Annotated in this window: 16 protein-coding genes and 2 pseudogenes; 11 read left to right on the top strand and 7 right to left on the bottom strand. The window is 72.8% G+C overall.

Annotated elements, in window-relative coordinates; all coding sequences use genetic code 11:
- Window positions 1–198 precede the first annotated feature (198 nt).
- The 6 genes and pseudogenes from ACIPSE_RS27520 to ACIPSE_RS27545 form a co-directional block, all read left to right on the top strand.
- Window positions 199–450, top strand: a pseudogene (locus tag ACIPSE_RS27520) (class I SAM-dependent methyltransferase); the annotation flags it as partial.
- A 208-nt stretch (window positions 451–658) separates the two neighbouring features.
- A pseudogene (locus ACIPSE_RS27525) lies at window positions 659–754 on the top strand (helix-turn-helix domain-containing protein); the annotation flags it as partial.
- Between the two features lie 116 nt (window positions 755–870).
- Window positions 871–1,797, top strand: a complete 927-nt coding sequence (locus ACIPSE_RS27530) for a LysR substrate-binding domain-containing protein (protein ID WP_401667184.1) — start codon at window positions 871–873, stop codon at window positions 1,795–1,797.
- A gap of 104 nt (window positions 1,798–1,901) precedes the next feature.
- Complete coding sequence (locus ACIPSE_RS27535; RefSeq protein ID WP_401667187.1) at window positions 1,902–3,068, top strand: NAD-dependent formate dehydrogenase; 1,167 nt, start codon at window positions 1,902–1,904, stop codon at window positions 3,066–3,068.
- Between the two features lie 256 nt (window positions 3,069–3,324).
- Window positions 3,325–3,690: a cupin domain-containing protein gene (locus tag ACIPSE_RS27540; RefSeq protein WP_401667190.1), complete on the top strand. Its 366-nt coding sequence runs from the start codon at window positions 3,325–3,327 to the stop codon at window positions 3,688–3,690.
- A gap of 188 nt (window positions 3,691–3,878) precedes the next feature.
- On the top strand, window positions 3,879–4,580 hold the full coding sequence (locus ACIPSE_RS27545; protein WP_401667193.1) for an SDR family oxidoreductase: 702 nt from the start codon (window positions 3,879–3,881) through the stop codon (window positions 4,578–4,580).
- Between the two features lie 60 nt (window positions 4,581–4,640).
- Here the strand turns inward: ACIPSE_RS27545 and ACIPSE_RS27550 are convergent, their stop codons facing one another.
- Window positions 4,641–5,996 carry a VWA domain-containing protein gene (locus ACIPSE_RS27550; RefSeq protein ID WP_401667196.1) on the bottom strand — a complete coding sequence of 452 codons (1,356 nt, stop codon included), beginning with the start codon at window positions 5,994–5,996 and terminating at the stop codon, window positions 4,641–4,643.
- Window positions 5,993–6,850 (bottom strand): AAA family ATPase, encoded by an 858-nt coding sequence (locus ACIPSE_RS27555; protein WP_401667199.1) that lies wholly within the window; start codon window positions 6,848–6,850, stop codon window positions 5,993–5,995. Before ACIPSE_RS27555 ends, ACIPSE_RS27550 begins: the two co-directional genes overlap by 4 nt.
- Before the next feature lie 156 nt (window positions 6,851–7,006).
- On the opposite strand from ACIPSE_RS27555, the gene ACIPSE_RS27560 reads away from it, so the two are divergent.
- A complete protein-coding gene (locus tag ACIPSE_RS27560; protein WP_401667202.1) occupies window positions 7,007–7,561 on the top strand; it encodes a TetR/AcrR family transcriptional regulator in 555 nt (184 codons plus the stop codon).
- Between the two features lie 51 nt (window positions 7,562–7,612).
- Here ACIPSE_RS27560 and ACIPSE_RS27565 read toward each other — a convergent pair whose 3' ends face one another.
- Both ACIPSE_RS27565 and ACIPSE_RS27570 read right to left on the bottom strand, forming a co-directional pair.
- Complete coding sequence (locus ACIPSE_RS27565; RefSeq protein WP_401667205.1) at window positions 7,613–8,923, bottom strand: FtsX-like permease family protein; 1,311 nt, start codon at window positions 8,921–8,923, stop codon at window positions 7,613–7,615.
- Between the two features lie 3 nt (window positions 8,924–8,926).
- Entirely contained in the window at window positions 8,927–9,748 is an 822-nt protein-coding gene (locus tag ACIPSE_RS27570) for an ABC transporter ATP-binding protein (RefSeq protein WP_401667208.1), read from the bottom strand.
- A gap of 203 nt (window positions 9,749–9,951) precedes the next feature.
- On the opposite strand from ACIPSE_RS27570, the gene ACIPSE_RS27575 reads away from it, so the two are divergent.
- The 4 genes from ACIPSE_RS27575 to ACIPSE_RS27590 are packed head-to-tail and all read left to right on the top strand — an operon-like array spanning window position 9,952 to window position 12,964.
- On the top strand, window positions 9,952–10,632 hold the full coding sequence (locus ACIPSE_RS27575; protein ID WP_401667210.1) for an ABC transporter permease: 681 nt from the start codon (window positions 9,952–9,954) through the stop codon (window positions 10,630–10,632).
- Window positions 10,629–11,300, top strand: a complete 672-nt coding sequence (locus tag ACIPSE_RS27580) for an ABC transporter permease (RefSeq protein ID WP_401667213.1) — start codon at window positions 10,629–10,631, stop codon at window positions 11,298–11,300. The genes ACIPSE_RS27575 and ACIPSE_RS27580 overlap by 4 nt, the downstream gene beginning before the upstream one ends.
- Window positions 11,297–12,280: an ABC transporter substrate-binding protein gene (locus ACIPSE_RS27585; RefSeq protein WP_401667215.1), complete on the top strand. Its 984-nt coding sequence runs from the start codon at window positions 11,297–11,299 to the stop codon at window positions 12,278–12,280. Before ACIPSE_RS27580 ends, ACIPSE_RS27585 begins: the two co-directional genes overlap by 4 nt.
- 33 nt (window positions 12,281–12,313) lie before the next feature.
- Window positions 12,314–12,964: a hypothetical protein gene (locus ACIPSE_RS27590; protein ID WP_401667217.1), complete on the top strand. Its 651-nt coding sequence runs from the start codon at window positions 12,314–12,316 to the stop codon at window positions 12,962–12,964.
- Window positions 12,965–13,027: 63 nt separating this feature from the next.
- Here the strand turns inward: ACIPSE_RS27590 and ACIPSE_RS27595 are convergent, their stop codons facing one another.
- The 3 genes from ACIPSE_RS27595 to ACIPSE_RS27605 all read right to left on the bottom strand — a co-directional run.
- The gene (locus ACIPSE_RS27595; RefSeq protein WP_401667219.1) at window positions 13,028–13,438 is read right to left on the bottom strand and encodes a DUF3224 domain-containing protein; all 411 of its coding nucleotides are present in this window, start codon (window positions 13,436–13,438) and stop codon (window positions 13,028–13,030) included.
- A gap of 53 nt (window positions 13,439–13,491) precedes the next feature.
- Window positions 13,492–14,646 (bottom strand): betaine/proline/choline family ABC transporter ATP-binding protein, encoded by a 1,155-nt coding sequence (locus ACIPSE_RS27600; protein WP_401667221.1) that lies wholly within the window; start codon window positions 14,644–14,646, stop codon window positions 13,492–13,494.
- A gap of 36 nt (window positions 14,647–14,682) precedes the next feature.
- The coding region (locus ACIPSE_RS27605) for an LUD domain-containing protein (RefSeq protein ID WP_401667286.1) at window positions 14,683–14,797 on the bottom strand (115 nt) is incomplete at its 5' end.

A 14,797-nucleotide genomic window follows, 5' to 3' on the forward strand; every position in this document is an offset into this window, starting at 1 on the left:
GGCGGCTCGGCCTGGGGTGTGAGGTCCCAGCCCGACGTGGACCGGGCGGCCGGTGACGGGGTCCTCGCCCGCTTCGCCGCGCTCGTGGCCGACCGGGCGGTGACCACGGCGACCCGCACGTTCTTCACCCCGCGCGCCGCGGACTGGGAGGAGCGCTTCGCGGGCGACGGCCCCCGGTACGCGGCGGCCGTCGGGCGGATGGGGCTGCGGCCCGGACAGCGCGCACTGGACGTCGGCTGCGGCAGCGGCCGGGCCCTGCCCGCGCTGCGGACCGAGGTCGGCGACAGCGGCGTCGCCCTCGGCGTGGACCTCACCGCTGCCATGCTGACCGCTGCCCTGCTCACCGCCGCCGCACGGCACCGCCGCACCGACCACGCCCGTCTGCTGCTCGCCGACGCCTGCCGGCTCCCGCTGCGCGCCGGGGCGCTGGACGGCGTGTTCAGTGCGGGCCTGGTCGACCACGTGCCCGACCCGGCGGCGGCCCTGCGCGAGTGGGCCCGGGTGGCCGCCCTCGCCGGCCCTGACCGACGCCGGCACGTTCACCGAGCTGGACGCCCTGCTCACCGGCGTACCGGCCGAGGTCCGCACCGCCTACAGCCGCACCGTCCTCGGGCCGCTGCTCGACCTGAAGAACGCCTCTCTGCTGCACTCCCTGGAGGTGTTCCTCGCCCGCGACGGGTCCTGGGCCCGTACGGCGGAGGCGCTCCGCCTGCACGTCGACACCGTCCACTACCGCATCCGGCGCATCGAGCACCTCACCGGCCGCGACCTGTCCAGCCTGCGCGACCGCCTCGACCTGTGGGCGGCCCTGCTGTGCCGCGGCGGCCCCGGGGATGAGCGGTGGCACACCGGAACCCCTGGGGGTAGCGCATGCTGCTGCGTCAGCTCGAGTACCTGGCCGCGCTCGCCCGTGAGCGGCACTTCGCCCGCGCGGCGGCGGCCTGCTTCGTCTCCCAGCCCTCGCTGTCGGCGGCGATCCGCCGCCTGGAGCACGAGCTGGACGTGCCGATCGTGCGCCGCGGGCGCCGGTACGAGGGGCTGACCCCGGAGGGCGAGGTGGTGCTGGCCTGGGCCCACCGCATCCTCGCCGAACGCGACGCCCTCCAGCAGGAGTTGTCGGCGCTGCGCGGTGGCCTCACCGGCGTCCTGCGGCTCGGTGTCGTCCCCACCGCGGTGCCCGTCGCCTCCCTGCTCACCACCCCGTTCTGCGAACGCCATCCACGCGCCGGAGTGACCCTGCACTCGCTGTCCTCGCAGGAGATCAGGACCGGGCTCGCCGCGTTCGAGCTGGACGCAGCGATGACCTACCTCGACGACGACACGCTGCGGCACGTGCGCCGGCTTCCGCTCTACGAGGAGCGGTACGTGCTCCTCACCCCCTCGGACGGCCCGCTCGCCGGCGCCGCCCGCGCCCGCTGGTCCCAGGCCGCCACCCTGCCCCTGTGCCTGCTCAACTCCCGCATGCGCAACCGCAGGATCATCGACGAGTGCTTCGCCGCCGACGGGGCGAAGGCGGCCCCCGCCGTCGAGTCGGACAGCGTCGCCGGGCTGTACGCCCATCTGCCCGGCGGCCGTTGGTCGTCGGTGATCTCGCACGCCTGGCTGCACATGTTCGGCGTGCCCGACGGGATGCGGGTGGTGCCGCTGACCGGACCCGCCCACGGACCGCGCGTCGGACTGGTCGTGGCCCGCAGCGAACCCGAGTCGGTGCTGGCCGAGGCGCTGCTCGCGGTGGCGCGGGAGGCGGGTGTGCGGGACGCGCTGGACGACCTGCTGCGCACCTATCTGACGCGCTGATAGCCGAGAGCTATGCCGGCATAGCGAGGAACGCTTTGACCAGGGCGAACGCTCGCGAGGATCGTGAACGGCACATCCCACGGCATGAGTTGAGGAGCCGCGACATGGCCAAGGTGCTCTGTGTCCTCTACGACGACCCCACGGACGGATACCCGGCGACGTACGCTCGTGACGACCTCCCCGTCATCGACCACTACCCCGGCGGCCAGACCGCCCCGACCCCGGAGGCGGTCGACTTCGTCCCGGGCCGGCTGCTCGGCAGCGTCTCCGGCGAACTCGGCCTGCGCGGCTACCTGGAGAAGGCCGGGCACACCCTCGTCGTCACCTCCGACAAGGACGGCGCCGGGTCCGTCTTCGACCGTGAGCTGGCCGACGCCGACATCGTCGTCTCGCAGCCGTTCTGGCCCGCCTATCTGACCCCGGAGCGGATCGCCGCCGCCAAGAACCTCAAACTGGCGGTGACGGCGGGCATCGGCTCCGACCACGTCGACCTGGACGCGGCGATCGCGCACGGGGTGACGGTCGCGGAGGTGACGTACTGCAACAGCATCAGCGTCGCCGAGCACGTGGTGATGATGACGCTGTCCCTGGTCCGCAACTACCTGCCGTCCCACCAGGTGGTGCTCGACGGCGGCTGGAACATCGCCGACTGCGTGGCCCGTTCGTACGACCTGGAGGGCATGCACGTCGGCACGGTCGCCGCCGGACGCATCGGCCTGGCCGTGCTGCGCCGTCTCGCGCCCTTCGACGTGAAGCTGCACTACACCGACCGCCACCGGCTGCCGCGCGAGGTGGAGGACGAACTCGGCCTGGTCTTCCACGCGTCGGCCGCCGAGATGGTGCCGCACTGCGACGTCGTCACCGTCAACGCGCCCCTGCACCCGCAGACCGAGGGCTTGTTCGGCGACGAACTGCTCGCGACGATGAAGCGCGGCGCGTATCTGATCAACACCGCGCGGGCCCGGATCGTCGACCGAGACGCCGTCGAACGGGCCCTGCGCAGCGGCCGGTTGGCGGGGTACGCGGGTGACGTCTGGTATCCGCAGCCGGCCCCCGCCGACCACCCCTGGCGCAGCATGCCGCACCACGGCATGACCCCGCACATCTCAGGGTCCTCGCTGTCCGCGCAGGCCCGTTACGCGGCCGGCACCCGGGAGATCCTGGAGTCCTTCTTCGCCGGCCGCCCGATCCGCGACGAGTACCTCATCGCGGACGGCGGCGGCCTCGCGGGAACGGGCGCGCACTCCTACTCGGTGGCGGCGGAGGGGTGAGCCGGGGGCGGACCGGCAGGGCGCTGACCCGGTCCGCCCCCGGTGCCCCGGCGGCCTCGCGCGACCTGACGGCGGCCCGCCCCACCGAAGCGATGGCCGCTCGGCGGCGGGCCGCTCACCCGAATGGCGGCGTCGGCCGGACGGGCGGACGATGGAGTGGTGGGGCTCGGCCCCCGCCGGTGCCGCCGTGGGTGGCGGCCGGGCTGTGGAGACCGGCCCGGTCGTAGTAGGCGGTGCGCGGAAGGGAGAGCCGACCATGCTTGAGATGAAGACCCTCGACAAGCCGGACGACCGACGGGACTTCCCGAGGGGGCACCTGGAAGCCGTCCATCTCGACGGCCTCGACTTCGCGGTGGCGACCTTCGAACCCGGCTGGCGCTGGTCCGAGTCCCTGGGACCCGTCGTCGGCACCACGAGCTGCGAGGTCCATCACAACGGGTACGTCGTCCAGGGCCGCATGCATGTCGTCATGGACGACGGCGACGAGGGCGAAGTCGGTCCGGGTGACGTCTTCGTGATCACGCCCGGGCACGACGCCTGGGTCGTGGGGGACGAGCAGTGCATCGTCCACGACTTCGCCGGGACCATGGCGAACGTCTACGCCAAGCCGCCGGAGGGCTGAGGGCTGAGGTTCGGAGGGCTGACGTTCTGAGGTTCTGAGGTTCTGAGAGCGAGGACAGGGCTCGGTGCGGCCGGAGGCCGGGCTTGCCGGAAGGAAACCGATCGGTTTACGCTGCTCGTCGAGACAGTGGAAACCGATCGGTTTCCGTGTCTCGGCGAGCCGACCGTGCCCACACCCAGGAGACCCCCATGACCGCCCTCGCAGGATCCGTGGCCCTCGTCACCGGCGGCAGCCGCGGCATCGGCCGCGCACTGGTGACCGCCCTCTACGAGCGCGGCGCGACGAAGGTGTACGCCACCGCCCGCGACCCGCGCACGGTGACCCACCCGGACGCCGTGCCGCTCGCCCTGGAGGTGAACGACCCCGCGTCCGTCGCGGCGGCGGCCGAACGGGCCCAGGACGTCACCGTGCTGATCAACAACGCGGGCGCCGCCGTGAACGCGAGCTTCCTCGACTCGCCCGTCGACGACGTCCGCCGGGAGTTCGAGACCAACTTCTACGGGCCCCTCCTCGTCACCCGGGCCTTCGTCCCCGTCATCGAGCGCAATGGCGGCGGCCATCTCCTGAACGTCCACTCGGTGCTCTCGTGGATCGGCCTCGCCGGCTCCTACAGCGCCTCCAAGGCCGCCCTGTGGTCCCAGACCAACTCCCTGCGCCTGGACCTCAAGCCGCGCGGCATCGACGTCACCGGCCTGCACGTCGGCTACGTCGACACCGACATGGCCGCCGCCGTGGACGCGCCCAAGTCCACCCCCGAGTCCGTCGCCGCCCAGGCCCTCGACGGCATCGAGTCCGGCGCCTACGAGGTCCTCGCCGACGACCTGACCCGCCGGGTGAAGGCGGGCCTGTCGGCGGAACTGGGCGCGCTCTACCCGCAGTTGGCGGCGTAAGGAAGCGCCGGGGGAGCGCTGGGAGAGTGCTGGGGCAGTGACGGGGCAGTGACGGGGGTGTCAGATGGGCAGCAGCCGGCCGACCAGGTTGCCCAACTGCCGTACGTTGCGGCACTCGTGCATCTCCACCAGCTCCGCGTACTCCGGCGCCGCCGAGTCGCCCGTGCCCCACTGGGGGCGTGCCTCGGGGTTCAACCAGTAGACGTGGCGGGCCCGTTCGGTGAGCTGCCGGACGGCGGCGAGGTTCGGGTCGCCGAAGTTCGTCCGGGCGTCCCCGAGGACGAACACCGTCGTGCGCGGCCCGACCGCCTCCCCGTGCCGCTCCGCGAACTCGCCGAGCGCGACGCCGTAGTCGCTGCTGCCGTGATAGCCGGTGAGCGTCGCCTCCGACCGGATACGGGCGCCGAGCCCCTCCGCGTCGGCGGCACCGTGCTCCAGCAGCCGGGTCACCTCGTCGACCCGGTTGACGAAGGCGAACACCCGCACCTTGCTGAACTGGTCGTGCAGCGCCTGCACCAGCAGCATCGTGAAGTCGGAGAACCCGGACACCGAGCCCGACACGTCGCACAGCAGCACCAGTTCGGGCCGGGCGGGCCGACGCCGCCGCAGCACCGGACGCATCGGCACCCCGCCCGTCGACATCGACCCGCGCAGCGTCCGCCGCAGATCGATGCTGCCGCGCGAGGCCCGGCGCCGCCGGGCGGCGAGCCGGGTGGCCAGCTTGCGGGCGAGCGGCTGGACCGTCCGCCGCAACTCGGCGACCTGGGCCTTCCCCGCGAACAGGAAGTCCACCCGGTCCGCCGTCGGGGCCACCGCCCGCCGGGCGATCTCGTCCCGCCCGCGCCGCTCGGCGACCCGCCGCCGCGCCTCCGACGCCACCAGCCGCCGGAACGTCTCGATCCGGGCCCGGATCTCGTCGTCCAGCAGCCGGTCCGCGAAATCCGGACTCCCGTCGCGCGCGCGGAGATCGGAACGGACCCGGGCGAGCAGGGTCTGCGGGCGCAGCCGGTCGAGCGTCTGGTACGAAGACCAGCCGTCCGACCCCGGCGTCGAGCCGTACCCGCCGAACCCGTCGACCGCCTCGATCGCGAGCCGGGCGAGCAGCGCCTCGTCGTTCGCCGCGAGGGCGTTCGCCAGCCGGTCGCGCAGTCCGTCCCGGTCGGGCTCCGCATCGGCGTCGGGCACCCCCACGCCGCGCGGGAAGTACAGGTCGAAGACCGGGTCGAACACGGGGCGTTGGGCGGTGCCGTGCAGCAGTGTCGCCGCCAGGCCCTCGCGCAGCAACTCCCGGTCGGCGAGCCCCAGTTCCGCCATCGCCCGGCCCGCGTCCACCGTCTCGCCGGTGCCGATCCGCACGCCGTGCGCGCGCAGGGCGGCGACGAACGACGCGAGCCGGTCGGTGACCGGGGTGGTCACAGCGCGTCCAGGTCCAGCTTGGCGGCGGCCTTGAGGACATCGTCCTGATGCTTGAGGAGCACGCCCAGGGTGTCCCGTACGACGGTCTCGCCGAGGGTGTCGGCGCCGAGCGCGAGGAGCGTGCGGGCCCAGTCGACGGTCTCCGCGACCGAGGGCGCCTTGCGCAGGTCCATCGCGCGCAGCGCGCCCACCACCCGGACCACGGACGCGGTCAGCGCGGTGTCCAGCTCGGGCACCTTCAGCCGGACGATCCTGCGCTCCAGCTCCTCGTCCGGGAAGCCGATGTGCAGGAACAGGCAGCGGCGGCGCAGCGCCTCGGACAGTTCGCGGGTCGCGTTGGAGGTGAGGACGACGAAGGGGCGGCGGGTCGCGGTGATCGTGCCCAGTTCGGGGACCGTGACCTGGAAGTCGCTGAGCACCTCCAGGAGCAGGCCCTCCACCTCGACGTCCGCCTTGTCGGTCTCGTCGATGAGCAGGACCTTCGGGTCGTCGCCGCGGATGGCCGTCAGCAGCGGCCGGGTGAGCAGGAACTCCTCGCTGAAGACGTCCGTGCGGGTCTCGTCCCAGCTCTCGTCGCGGCCCGCGCTGATGCGCAGCAACTGCTTGGCGTGGTTCCACTCGTACAGTGCCCGGGACTCGTCGACGCCCTCGTAGCACTGCAACCGCACGAGCCGGGCCCCGGACGTCTCGGCGACGGCCTTGGCCAGCTCCGTCTTGCCGACCCCGGCGGGGCCCTCCACCAGGAGCGGCTTGCCGAGGCGGTCGGCGAGGAAGACGGTCGTGGCGACGGCGGGGGAGGCGAGGTAACCGGCCTCCGCGAGGCGCGCGGAGACGTCGTCGACTGAGGTGAACAACGGGGCCTCCCGGAGGGCGGTGGCGAGGGCGTGCGGCAGGGCGCTCCGACTATCTAAGCGCTTGTTCACCCCCCATGTCACCCGGTGCGGGGATCTTGGGCCCGTGCGGACACCGATCGGTTTCCGTCGGACGGTGGCGCGCGGTAGCCTCGCAGCATGACCACGACCCGGGACCGTCTGCTCGATGCCGCGGCCGAGCTCTTCTACCGCGACGGCGTCTCCATCGGCGTCGAGACGCTGTGCCGGACCGCCGGTGTCTCCAAGCGGACCATGTACCAGCTCTTCGCGAGCAAGGACGAGGTCCTCGCGGCGAGCCTTGAGCGCCGCGCGCCCGAGTACGAGCGCCGCCTCTCGGCGGGCCCGGACGACTCCCTCACGCCCCGGGCCCGCATCCTCCACGTCTTCGAACGCCTGGAGGCGGCCTCGACCGAGCCCGGCTACCAGGGCTGCCCCTACCTCGCCGTCCTCGTCGAGCTCAAGGACCCCGACCACCCGGCGAGCAAGGTCGCCCGCGCCACCAAGGACCGCCTCACGGAAGGGTTCCGCGCCCTCGCCGAACAGGGCGGCGCCCGCGATCCCCTGTTCCTCGCCCGCCAGTTGACCCTGGTCTTCGACGGCGCGAGCGCCCGCGCCGGAGCCCGTGTCGAGACCCTCGACGGCCTGGCCACCGCGACGGCGGCGGCCCTGCTGGACACGGCGGGCGTGGCCTAGGGGGCGAGCGCTTCGGCGTCGCCCCCTGGCCGAACCGTCCGGTCCCCCCGCTCACGCGGCGAGCCCGACCGCCTCCGTCGCCGGGGCGCGCAGCACCCTGCGGGCCGTGGCCAGGCTCGTCCCCACGACGACGACCAGGGCGACCGAGCCGACCACGAGCCAGACACCGAACGCCTGCCCCGGCAGCACCGCGTCACCGCGGACCACGGTGAACGGCACGATCCCGGCGAGCGCGGCGACCGTACCGAAGAACACCCCCGTGACCGTCAGGACCAGCGCCTCGGTGCCGACCGTCCCCAGCACCTGGCCCGGCGTCGCGCCCGCGAGCCGCTGCCGGCCGAACTCGCCACGGCGGTAGGCCGTCGCCGCGTACAGCGAGTTGACCAGCATCACGCAGACGAACACCACGATGATCCCGACGACCGTGAAGTTGAGCGTCTGGAGGTTCTTCGCGTCCACCGACCTCACCAGCCCCGAGGCCGCCACCGCGTCGCTCTCCACCGCCTGCATGGTGAGCGTGGCCGCGGCCACCGCCGTGAACAGGATCAGGGACATCAGGATCCCGGCCAGGTGCGCGGCCCGCTCCCGCAGATTGCGCACCGCCAGCCACCCGCTCGCCCCCGACAGGTCCAGCCGGTCCAGCACCCCCTCCAGCAGCCGCGGCGCGCGCAGGGCGAACCCCACGGACAGCAGGATCGCGCCGTACGCCGGTGCCGCCATCAGCGCCGCGTCCGTGGCGTCCATCGCGAAGGTCGAGGTCACGGACACCGCACCGGTCACCAGCGCGGCGTTCGCCAGGAACCCGCGCGCCCGGCCTCGCGGGCGCCCGGCCCGGGCCACCCGGCGCACTGCGAGCAACGCGGCACCGGCGGCGGCGACAACGGTGATACCGACACCCGTCAGCAGCGCGACCGGACCGAAGGAGTAGCCGACCGATCCGGCGACCTGCCCGGTGTCCTGGAACACGTCCAGCAGCAGCCGCCCGCCCAGCATCGCCGGACCGACGGCCGCCCCGGCGCCCACCAGCGCCACGGCCACCGCCTCACTGACGACCATCCGCCCGATCTGCCCCGGAGTCGCCCCCGCGCAGCGCAGCACCTCCAGCTCGGGGGCGCGCTGCCGGACGGTGACCGTGAGCGTGGACGCCACGGCGAAGAACACCAGCAGCGTGCCGTACCCGCCGACCACGCTCGCCGCGGTCGTCAGGGTCTCGGCGCTGACGGAGTCGACGCCGCTCCCCGCCGCCGTGTCGTGCAGCGAGCCGAACGTCATGACGACCGCCGCCCCCAGGAACGCGGACAGCAGCGTCGCGAGGAACCGTCCGGGACGCCGCCGGACCGACCGCATGGCCAGCACGAACATCGCTCACACCCCCGTCCGCGTGTCGTCGCCCAGGTGCGCCAGGCGCTCCGCGACCGCGTCGGCGGTCGGCGCGTCCAGCCGTCCGGCCAGCCGTCCGTCGGCGAGGAACAGCACCGAGTCGGCGTACGAGGCGGCGACCGGGTCGTGCGTCACCATCACCACCGTCCGCCCGTGCGTCCGCACCGCCCCCTGGAGCAGCCGCAGCACGTCCCGCGCGCTGCGGGTGTCCAGGGCGCCCGTCGGCTCGTCCGCGAAGATCAGCCGGGGTTCGGCGACCAGCGCCCGCGCGATCGCGACCCGCTGCCGCTGACCGCCGGAGAGCTGGTCCGGACGGTGCCCGAGCCGGTCGCCGAGCCCCACCTGGGTCAGGATCTCCCGGGCCCGCGCCCGGTCCACGCGCCGCCCGGCGAGCTTCAGCGGCAGCACCGTGTTCTGCGCGACGGTCAGCGTGTCCAGCAGGTTGTACTGCTGGAACACGAACCCGACCCGGCCGCGCCTGAACCTGGTCAGCTCGGCCTCGCCGCCCCCGGACAGCTCGGTGCCGTCCACCACCACGATGCCGCTGTCGGGCCGGTCGAGCCCGGCCGCGCACTGGAGCAGCGTCGACTTGCCCGACCCGGACGGCCCCATCACCGCGGTGAACGTGCCGCGCCCCAGGCTGAGGGTGACACCGTCCAGCGCGGTCACGGCGCCCTCGCCCTCCCCGTACGTCCTGCTGACCTTGACCAGCCGCAGCGCCTCGGCGGCGGGTCCCGCGCCGGCCTCGCCCCGGGCGAGTGAACGGGTACGGGTGGCCGTGCCCGTGCGTGTGCGGAACATCGTCATCACCTCTCGGTCCGGCACCCCCTGTGCCCTGACCACGACGCTACGGAGACGACGGCTCCCGGACACGGGGCGCAGGACCCGTATCCCGGGGTGTACCCAGGGACACCCCCGACCCGCCCGGGCGCACCTCCGGCACGGCCCCGGGACCCCGTACGGGTCAGCAGAACGAGCCCGTCCCGCGCCCGGACCGATGGAATGGACCCGTGACCGCGCCCCCGGACGACTGCCTCGCGCGCAACGAGTGGATCTGCGGCGCGTACCTGAGCTCCCGCAAGCAGATCCTCGTCGACGCGGTCGTCCAGCATCTCCAGCTCACCGCGGTCTCCGTCCTCATCGGCCTCGTCCTCGCCGTACCGCTCGCCGTCCTCGCCCGCCGCTGGGGCTGGGCCGCCGGACCCGTGCTCGCCGTCACCACGATCCTCTACACGATCCCGTCCCTGGCGATGTTCTCCCTGCTCCTGCCCGTGTACGGGCTCTCCGCGAGCCTCGTCGTCGCCGGACTCGTCCTCTACTCCCTCACCCTGCTCGTCCGGAACATCCTCGCCGGACTCAGAGCCGTCCCCGAGGAGACCCGGCAGGCCGCGCGCGGCATGGGCTACGGCCCGGTCCGCCTCCTGCTGACCGTCGAACTGCCCCTCGCCCTGCCCGCCTCGATGGCCGGGCTGCGCATCGCCACCGTCTCCGCGGTCTCCCTCGTCACGGTGGGCGCCATCGTCGGCTTCGGCGGGCTCGGGAACCTGATCTACGCGGGCATGAACACCTACTTCAAGGCACAGGTCCTCACCGCGTCCGTCCTGTGCGTCGTCATCGCGATCGTCGCCGACGTCCTGCTCCTGGGTGTCCAGCGGCTGCTCACCCCCTGGACGAGGGCGGCCCGCGGATGAACACCCTCACCGACGCCTGGGACTGGCTCACCGACCCCACCCACTGGTCCGGCGCCGACGGCATCTGGCACCGGCTGCTCCAGCACCTCGTCCTGACGGTCGTCTGCCTGGTGATCAGCTGCCTGATCGCCCTGCCCGTCGCCCTCGTCCTCGGCCACCTCGGCAAGGGCGGGGCGCTCGCCGTCAACATCTCCAACATCGGCCGCGCGGTGCCCACCTTCGCCGTGCTGGTCCTGCTGCTCCTCACCCCCGTCGGCGACTGGGGCGAGGGCCCCACCGTGGTCGCGCTCGTGCTGTTCGCGGTGCCCCCGCTCCTGACGAACGCCTACGTCGGCATGCGCGAGGTCGACCGCAGCGTCGTCCGGGCGGCCCGGGGCATGGGCATGACCGGCCGGCAGATGCTCTTCCGCGTCGAACTGCCCCTCGCGCTCCCGCTGATCCTCAACGGAGTACGGATCGCCGCCGTCCAACTCGTCGCGACCGCCACCATCGCCGCGCTGGCGGGCGGGGGAGGGCTCGGCCGCATCATCACCGCGGGCTTCAACCTCGCCAGCACCCCGCAGGTCGTCGCCGGTGCCGTGCTGGTCGCGGCGTTCGCCCTCGTCGTGGAGGGCGTCTTCGAGATCGCGGAACGGACGGCCCCGCGCTGGGCGAGGGGGACACGATGAGGCGCACCCCGCCGCGCCGCGGGCCCACGCACGGTCGGCCGTTCCTCCTGCCGCCGCTCCTCGGCGCGCTGCTCCTGCTGCTCACCGGCTGCGCGACGGGCCCCTCGCTGGAGAACCAGGACGCCGTCACCGCCGCCCCCGGCGACAGCCACCGACTCACCATCGGATCGGCCGGTTTCACCGAGAGCGACCTGCTCGCCCAGATGTACGCGCTCCTGCTGGACCAGGCCGGATACCAGACGTCCCTGCTCACCGTCGCCAACCGCGAACTGTACGAACCGGCCCTGGAATCGGGCCAGATCGACGTCGTCCCCGAGTACGCGGCCACCTTCGCCGACTGGCTCAACGCCAAGACCAACGGCGCCGACGCGCCCCCCGTCGGCTCACCCGACCTCGCCACCACCATGAAGGCCCTGCGCGAACTGGCCGCCCCGCGCGGCCTCACCGTCCTGGACGCGGGCCGCGCCGTCGACCAGAACGCCTTCGCGGTCAGCTCCTCCTACGCCCGCGAACACCGGCTCAAGACCCTCAGCGACCTCGGCGCCTCCGGGCTGGAGGTACGCCTCGCGGCGGGCGACGAATGCGTGCAACGGCCTTACTGCGCACCAGGGTTGAAGAAGACGTACGGTATCGACATCACCGGCGTCGACCCCAAGGGGGTCGGCACCACCCAGGCCAAACGGGCCGTGCAGAGCGGCCAGGACCAGATGGTCCTCACCACGACGACCGACGCGACCCTCGGCGACTTCGGACTCGTGCTCCTCGCCGACGACAAGCACCTTCAGAACGCCGACTACATCGTCCCCGTCGTCAACCGCTCCCGGGCCGGCAGCGAAGGCGTCACCAAGGCGCTCGGCAAGCTCAACGACGTCCTCACCACGGCCGACCTCGCATCGATGAACCAACAGGTCGACAGCTGGCGGCGCTTGGCCCAGGACGTGGCCCGCGCGTACCTGGAGGACAAAGGGCTGCTCAAGTGAGGCGTTGTCAGTGCGGGCTCGTACAGTGCGCGCATGGGTGTCTATCTGGTGAGCGTCGACGCGGCCGACTGGCGCGGCACGGACGAGGGCGGCTACGGGGAGATCGCCTCTGCGTTCGACGACGAGCTGCGGCGGCGCGGCCTGCCGCCTTTCGACCACGTCGGGCAGGTGGGCCGAAGCCGATCGCTCGCGTCGGCCTCGGCATTCGTATCGGCATTCGTATCGGCGTCCGTGTCCGTGTCCGTGTCCGCGCCCGTGTCCGCGTTCGAGGAGAAGCTCAGCCCTTCCATGCTCGGCTTCGCCGCCCTCTGTCGTGCCCGTCTGACGCGCGAGGAAGAGGACCTGCTGTGCGACTGGTCGGTCCTGGTACCCGTCCCGCTGGAGCGGACGGTGGAACTCCCGATCGGCTCCGCCTACACGGACACCACCGTCGTCGCGGGCGCACCCCAGGTGCTGGCCCTCGCGCAGCGGCTGGCCTCGGTGATCGGGCTGCCGCCCGAGCTGCCCGTGCCGGACACGAACCTCGCCCTGACCAGCTGGTTCCTGGACGGCGCGGCGAAGCGGTGGGCCGATGCCCGGCCCGGTCCCTGGAGTGCGGACCTGGACACGGCCTTCTACGTGGCGCTGTACCGGCGCGCGGCCCAGCACGCGCTGAGCCGGGGCTGCCCGCTCACCTTCTGCTGACCTGACCTGACCTGACCTGACCTGGCCCGGTCGGTCCTTCGGCTCGGTTCGGCTCGGCTCGGCTCAGCCCTCCAGTTCGTAAGTGAACGACATCCGGTGCGTGCCGTCCTCGTCGATCGTGAGAGAACCCGTCCCGGTGATCCCGGCCAGCTCGCCCGTCCCACTGGACGGGACGATGACGAAGAACTCGCTCTCCCGCAACGCACCGCCCGGAGTCGTCGCCGAGTGGGCGAAGTTGAACGTGCCCGACCGCCCGTTCAACACCCCCTCGAAGGACTCCATCGCGACATACGTGCCGACCCCCGTGCCCTGGTCGTACGCGGCGGTGAACAGGGTCTCCGAACGCCCGGTCACCTCACCCTCGTACTGCTTCGACATGGTGGCGACACCGACCTGCACCGCGGTCTCGATCACCGGGCCCGGCACCGGTGCCGGAGTGAATTCCGCGACCTTGAACGTTCCCGAAGCTCTCATGGACACGAGCCTAGAACCCACCACTGACAGCGGGACGGTCCGCGGGCTCCGGCTCAGGCGTCCGCGACCGAGTCGAACCGCACCTGGTCCCGCGGCACCCCCAGCGCGTCCGCGTCCACCGACCGCCGCAGCGCCTCATGCAGCTTCGCCGGCGTCAGCACGCCCAGGAAACGCGCCCCGTCCAGGACCGCGACCCACCCGGCGTCGTGCTGGAGCATCACCCCGAACGCCTGCTTGAGGGGCGCGCCCACCGGTACCCACGCGTTCATCCGGTGCGCGTGGTCACCGACCGTGCCGCCCGCGTCGAGATCGTCGGCACCGATCCAGCCGTGCAGCACGCCCTCACCGTCGAGCACCACCGCCCAGCGCGCCCCGTCCGCCCGCAGCCGTTCGGCGGCGGCACCGGCCTCCTCGTCGGGCCGTGCGATCGGCGGCTGCTCCAGGTCGTCCGCCTCGATGTCCGTCACCGACAGCCGCTTCAGCCCCCGGTCGGCGCCCACGAACTCCGCCACGTACGGCGTCGCCGGCGCGCCCAGGACCGCGCCGGGCGTGTCGAACTGCTCGATACGGCCCTGCCCGTAGACCGCGATCCGGTCGCCGAGCCGGACCGCCTCCTCGATGTCGTGCGTGACCAGCAGCACCGTCTTGCGCACGCTCGCCTGCATCCGCAGGAACTCGTCCTGCAACTGCTCCCGCACGACCGGGTCGACCGCGCCGAACGGCTCGTCCATCAGCAGCACCGGGGGATCGGCCGCCAGTGCCCGGGCCACACCGACGCGTTGGCGCTGTCCGCCCGAGAGCTGGTCCGGGTAGCGCGGCCCGTACCGCTTGGGGTCCAGGCCCACCAGGTCGAGGAGTTCGGCGGCCCGCTCCCGCGCCTTGGTCCGCTTCCAGCCGATCAGCGCGGGCACGGTCGCCGTGTTGTCGAGGATCGTGCGGTGCGGGAACAGGCCGACCTGCTGGATGACGTACCCGATACGGCGCCGCAGGCGCACCGGGTCCACCTTCGCGATGTCCTCGCCGTCGACGAGAATCCGGCCCGAGGTCGGTTCGATCAGCCGGTTGACCATCATCATGGTCGTCGTCTTGCCGCAGCCGGACGGACCCACGAGGGTCACCAGCTCACCCTCGTCCACCTCGAAACTGAGGTCGTCCACGGCCGTCGTACCGTCCGGATACCGCTTGCTGACCTGCTCGAACCGGATCATGCCCTCACGCTAACGGCGCGACTCCCGGACCGCCCTTCAGCGGGGTCCTACCGGTACGTCGGTGAGGAGGACGACTTCGAGGGTGCGGGGGCCGTGGACGCCTTCGACGCGGTCGAGTTCGATGTCGCTGGTGGCGGAGGGGCCGGAGATC

It is taken from the genome of Streptomyces sp. NPDC090106, assembly GCF_044747265.1.
In the GTDB taxonomy this organism is placed as follows: Bacteria; Actinomycetota; Actinomycetes; order Streptomycetales; family Streptomycetaceae; genus Streptomyces.

What these genes read in the sequence shown, in the direction of transcription:
- ACIPSE_RS27530 (WP_401667184.1), top strand. Translation starts at nt 871, where the DNA reads ATGCTGCTGCGTCAGCTCGAGTACCTGGCCGCGCTCGCCCGTGAGCGG.
- ACIPSE_RS27535 (WP_401667187.1), top strand. Translation starts at nt 1,902, where the DNA reads ATGGCCAAGGTGCTCTGTGTCCTCTACGACGACCCCACGGACGGATAC.
- ACIPSE_RS27540 (WP_401667190.1), top strand. Translation starts at nt 3,325, where the DNA reads ATGCTTGAGATGAAGACCCTCGACAAGCCGGACGACCGACGGGACTTC.
- ACIPSE_RS27545 (WP_401667193.1), top strand. Translation starts at nt 3,879, where the DNA reads ATGACCGCCCTCGCAGGATCCGTGGCCCTCGTCACCGGCGGCAGCCGC.
- ACIPSE_RS27560 (WP_401667202.1), top strand. Translation starts at nt 7,007, where the DNA reads ATGACCACGACCCGGGACCGTCTGCTCGATGCCGCGGCCGAGCTCTTC.
- ACIPSE_RS27565 (WP_401667205.1), bottom strand. Translation starts at nt 8,923, where the DNA reads ATGTTCGTGCTGGCCATGCGGTCGGTCCGGCGGCGTCCCGGACGGTTC.
- ACIPSE_RS27570 (WP_401667208.1), bottom strand. Translation starts at nt 9,748, where the DNA reads ATGACGATGTTCCGCACACGCACGGGCACGGCCACCCGTACCCGTTCA.
- ACIPSE_RS27580 (WP_401667213.1), top strand. Translation starts at nt 10,629, where the DNA reads ATGAACACCCTCACCGACGCCTGGGACTGGCTCACCGACCCCACCCAC.
- ACIPSE_RS27585 (WP_401667215.1), top strand. Translation starts at nt 11,297, where the DNA reads ATGAGGCGCACCCCGCCGCGCCGCGGGCCCACGCACGGTCGGCCGTTC.
- ACIPSE_RS27590 (WP_401667217.1), top strand. Translation starts at nt 12,314, where the DNA reads ATGGGTGTCTATCTGGTGAGCGTCGACGCGGCCGACTGGCGCGGCACG.
- ACIPSE_RS27595 (WP_401667219.1), bottom strand. Translation starts at nt 13,438, where the DNA reads ATGAGAGCTTCGGGAACGTTCAAGGTCGCGGAATTCACTCCGGCACCG.
- ACIPSE_RS27600 (WP_401667221.1), bottom strand. Translation starts at nt 14,646, where the DNA reads ATGATCCGGTTCGAGCAGGTCAGCAAGCGGTATCCGGACGGTACGACG.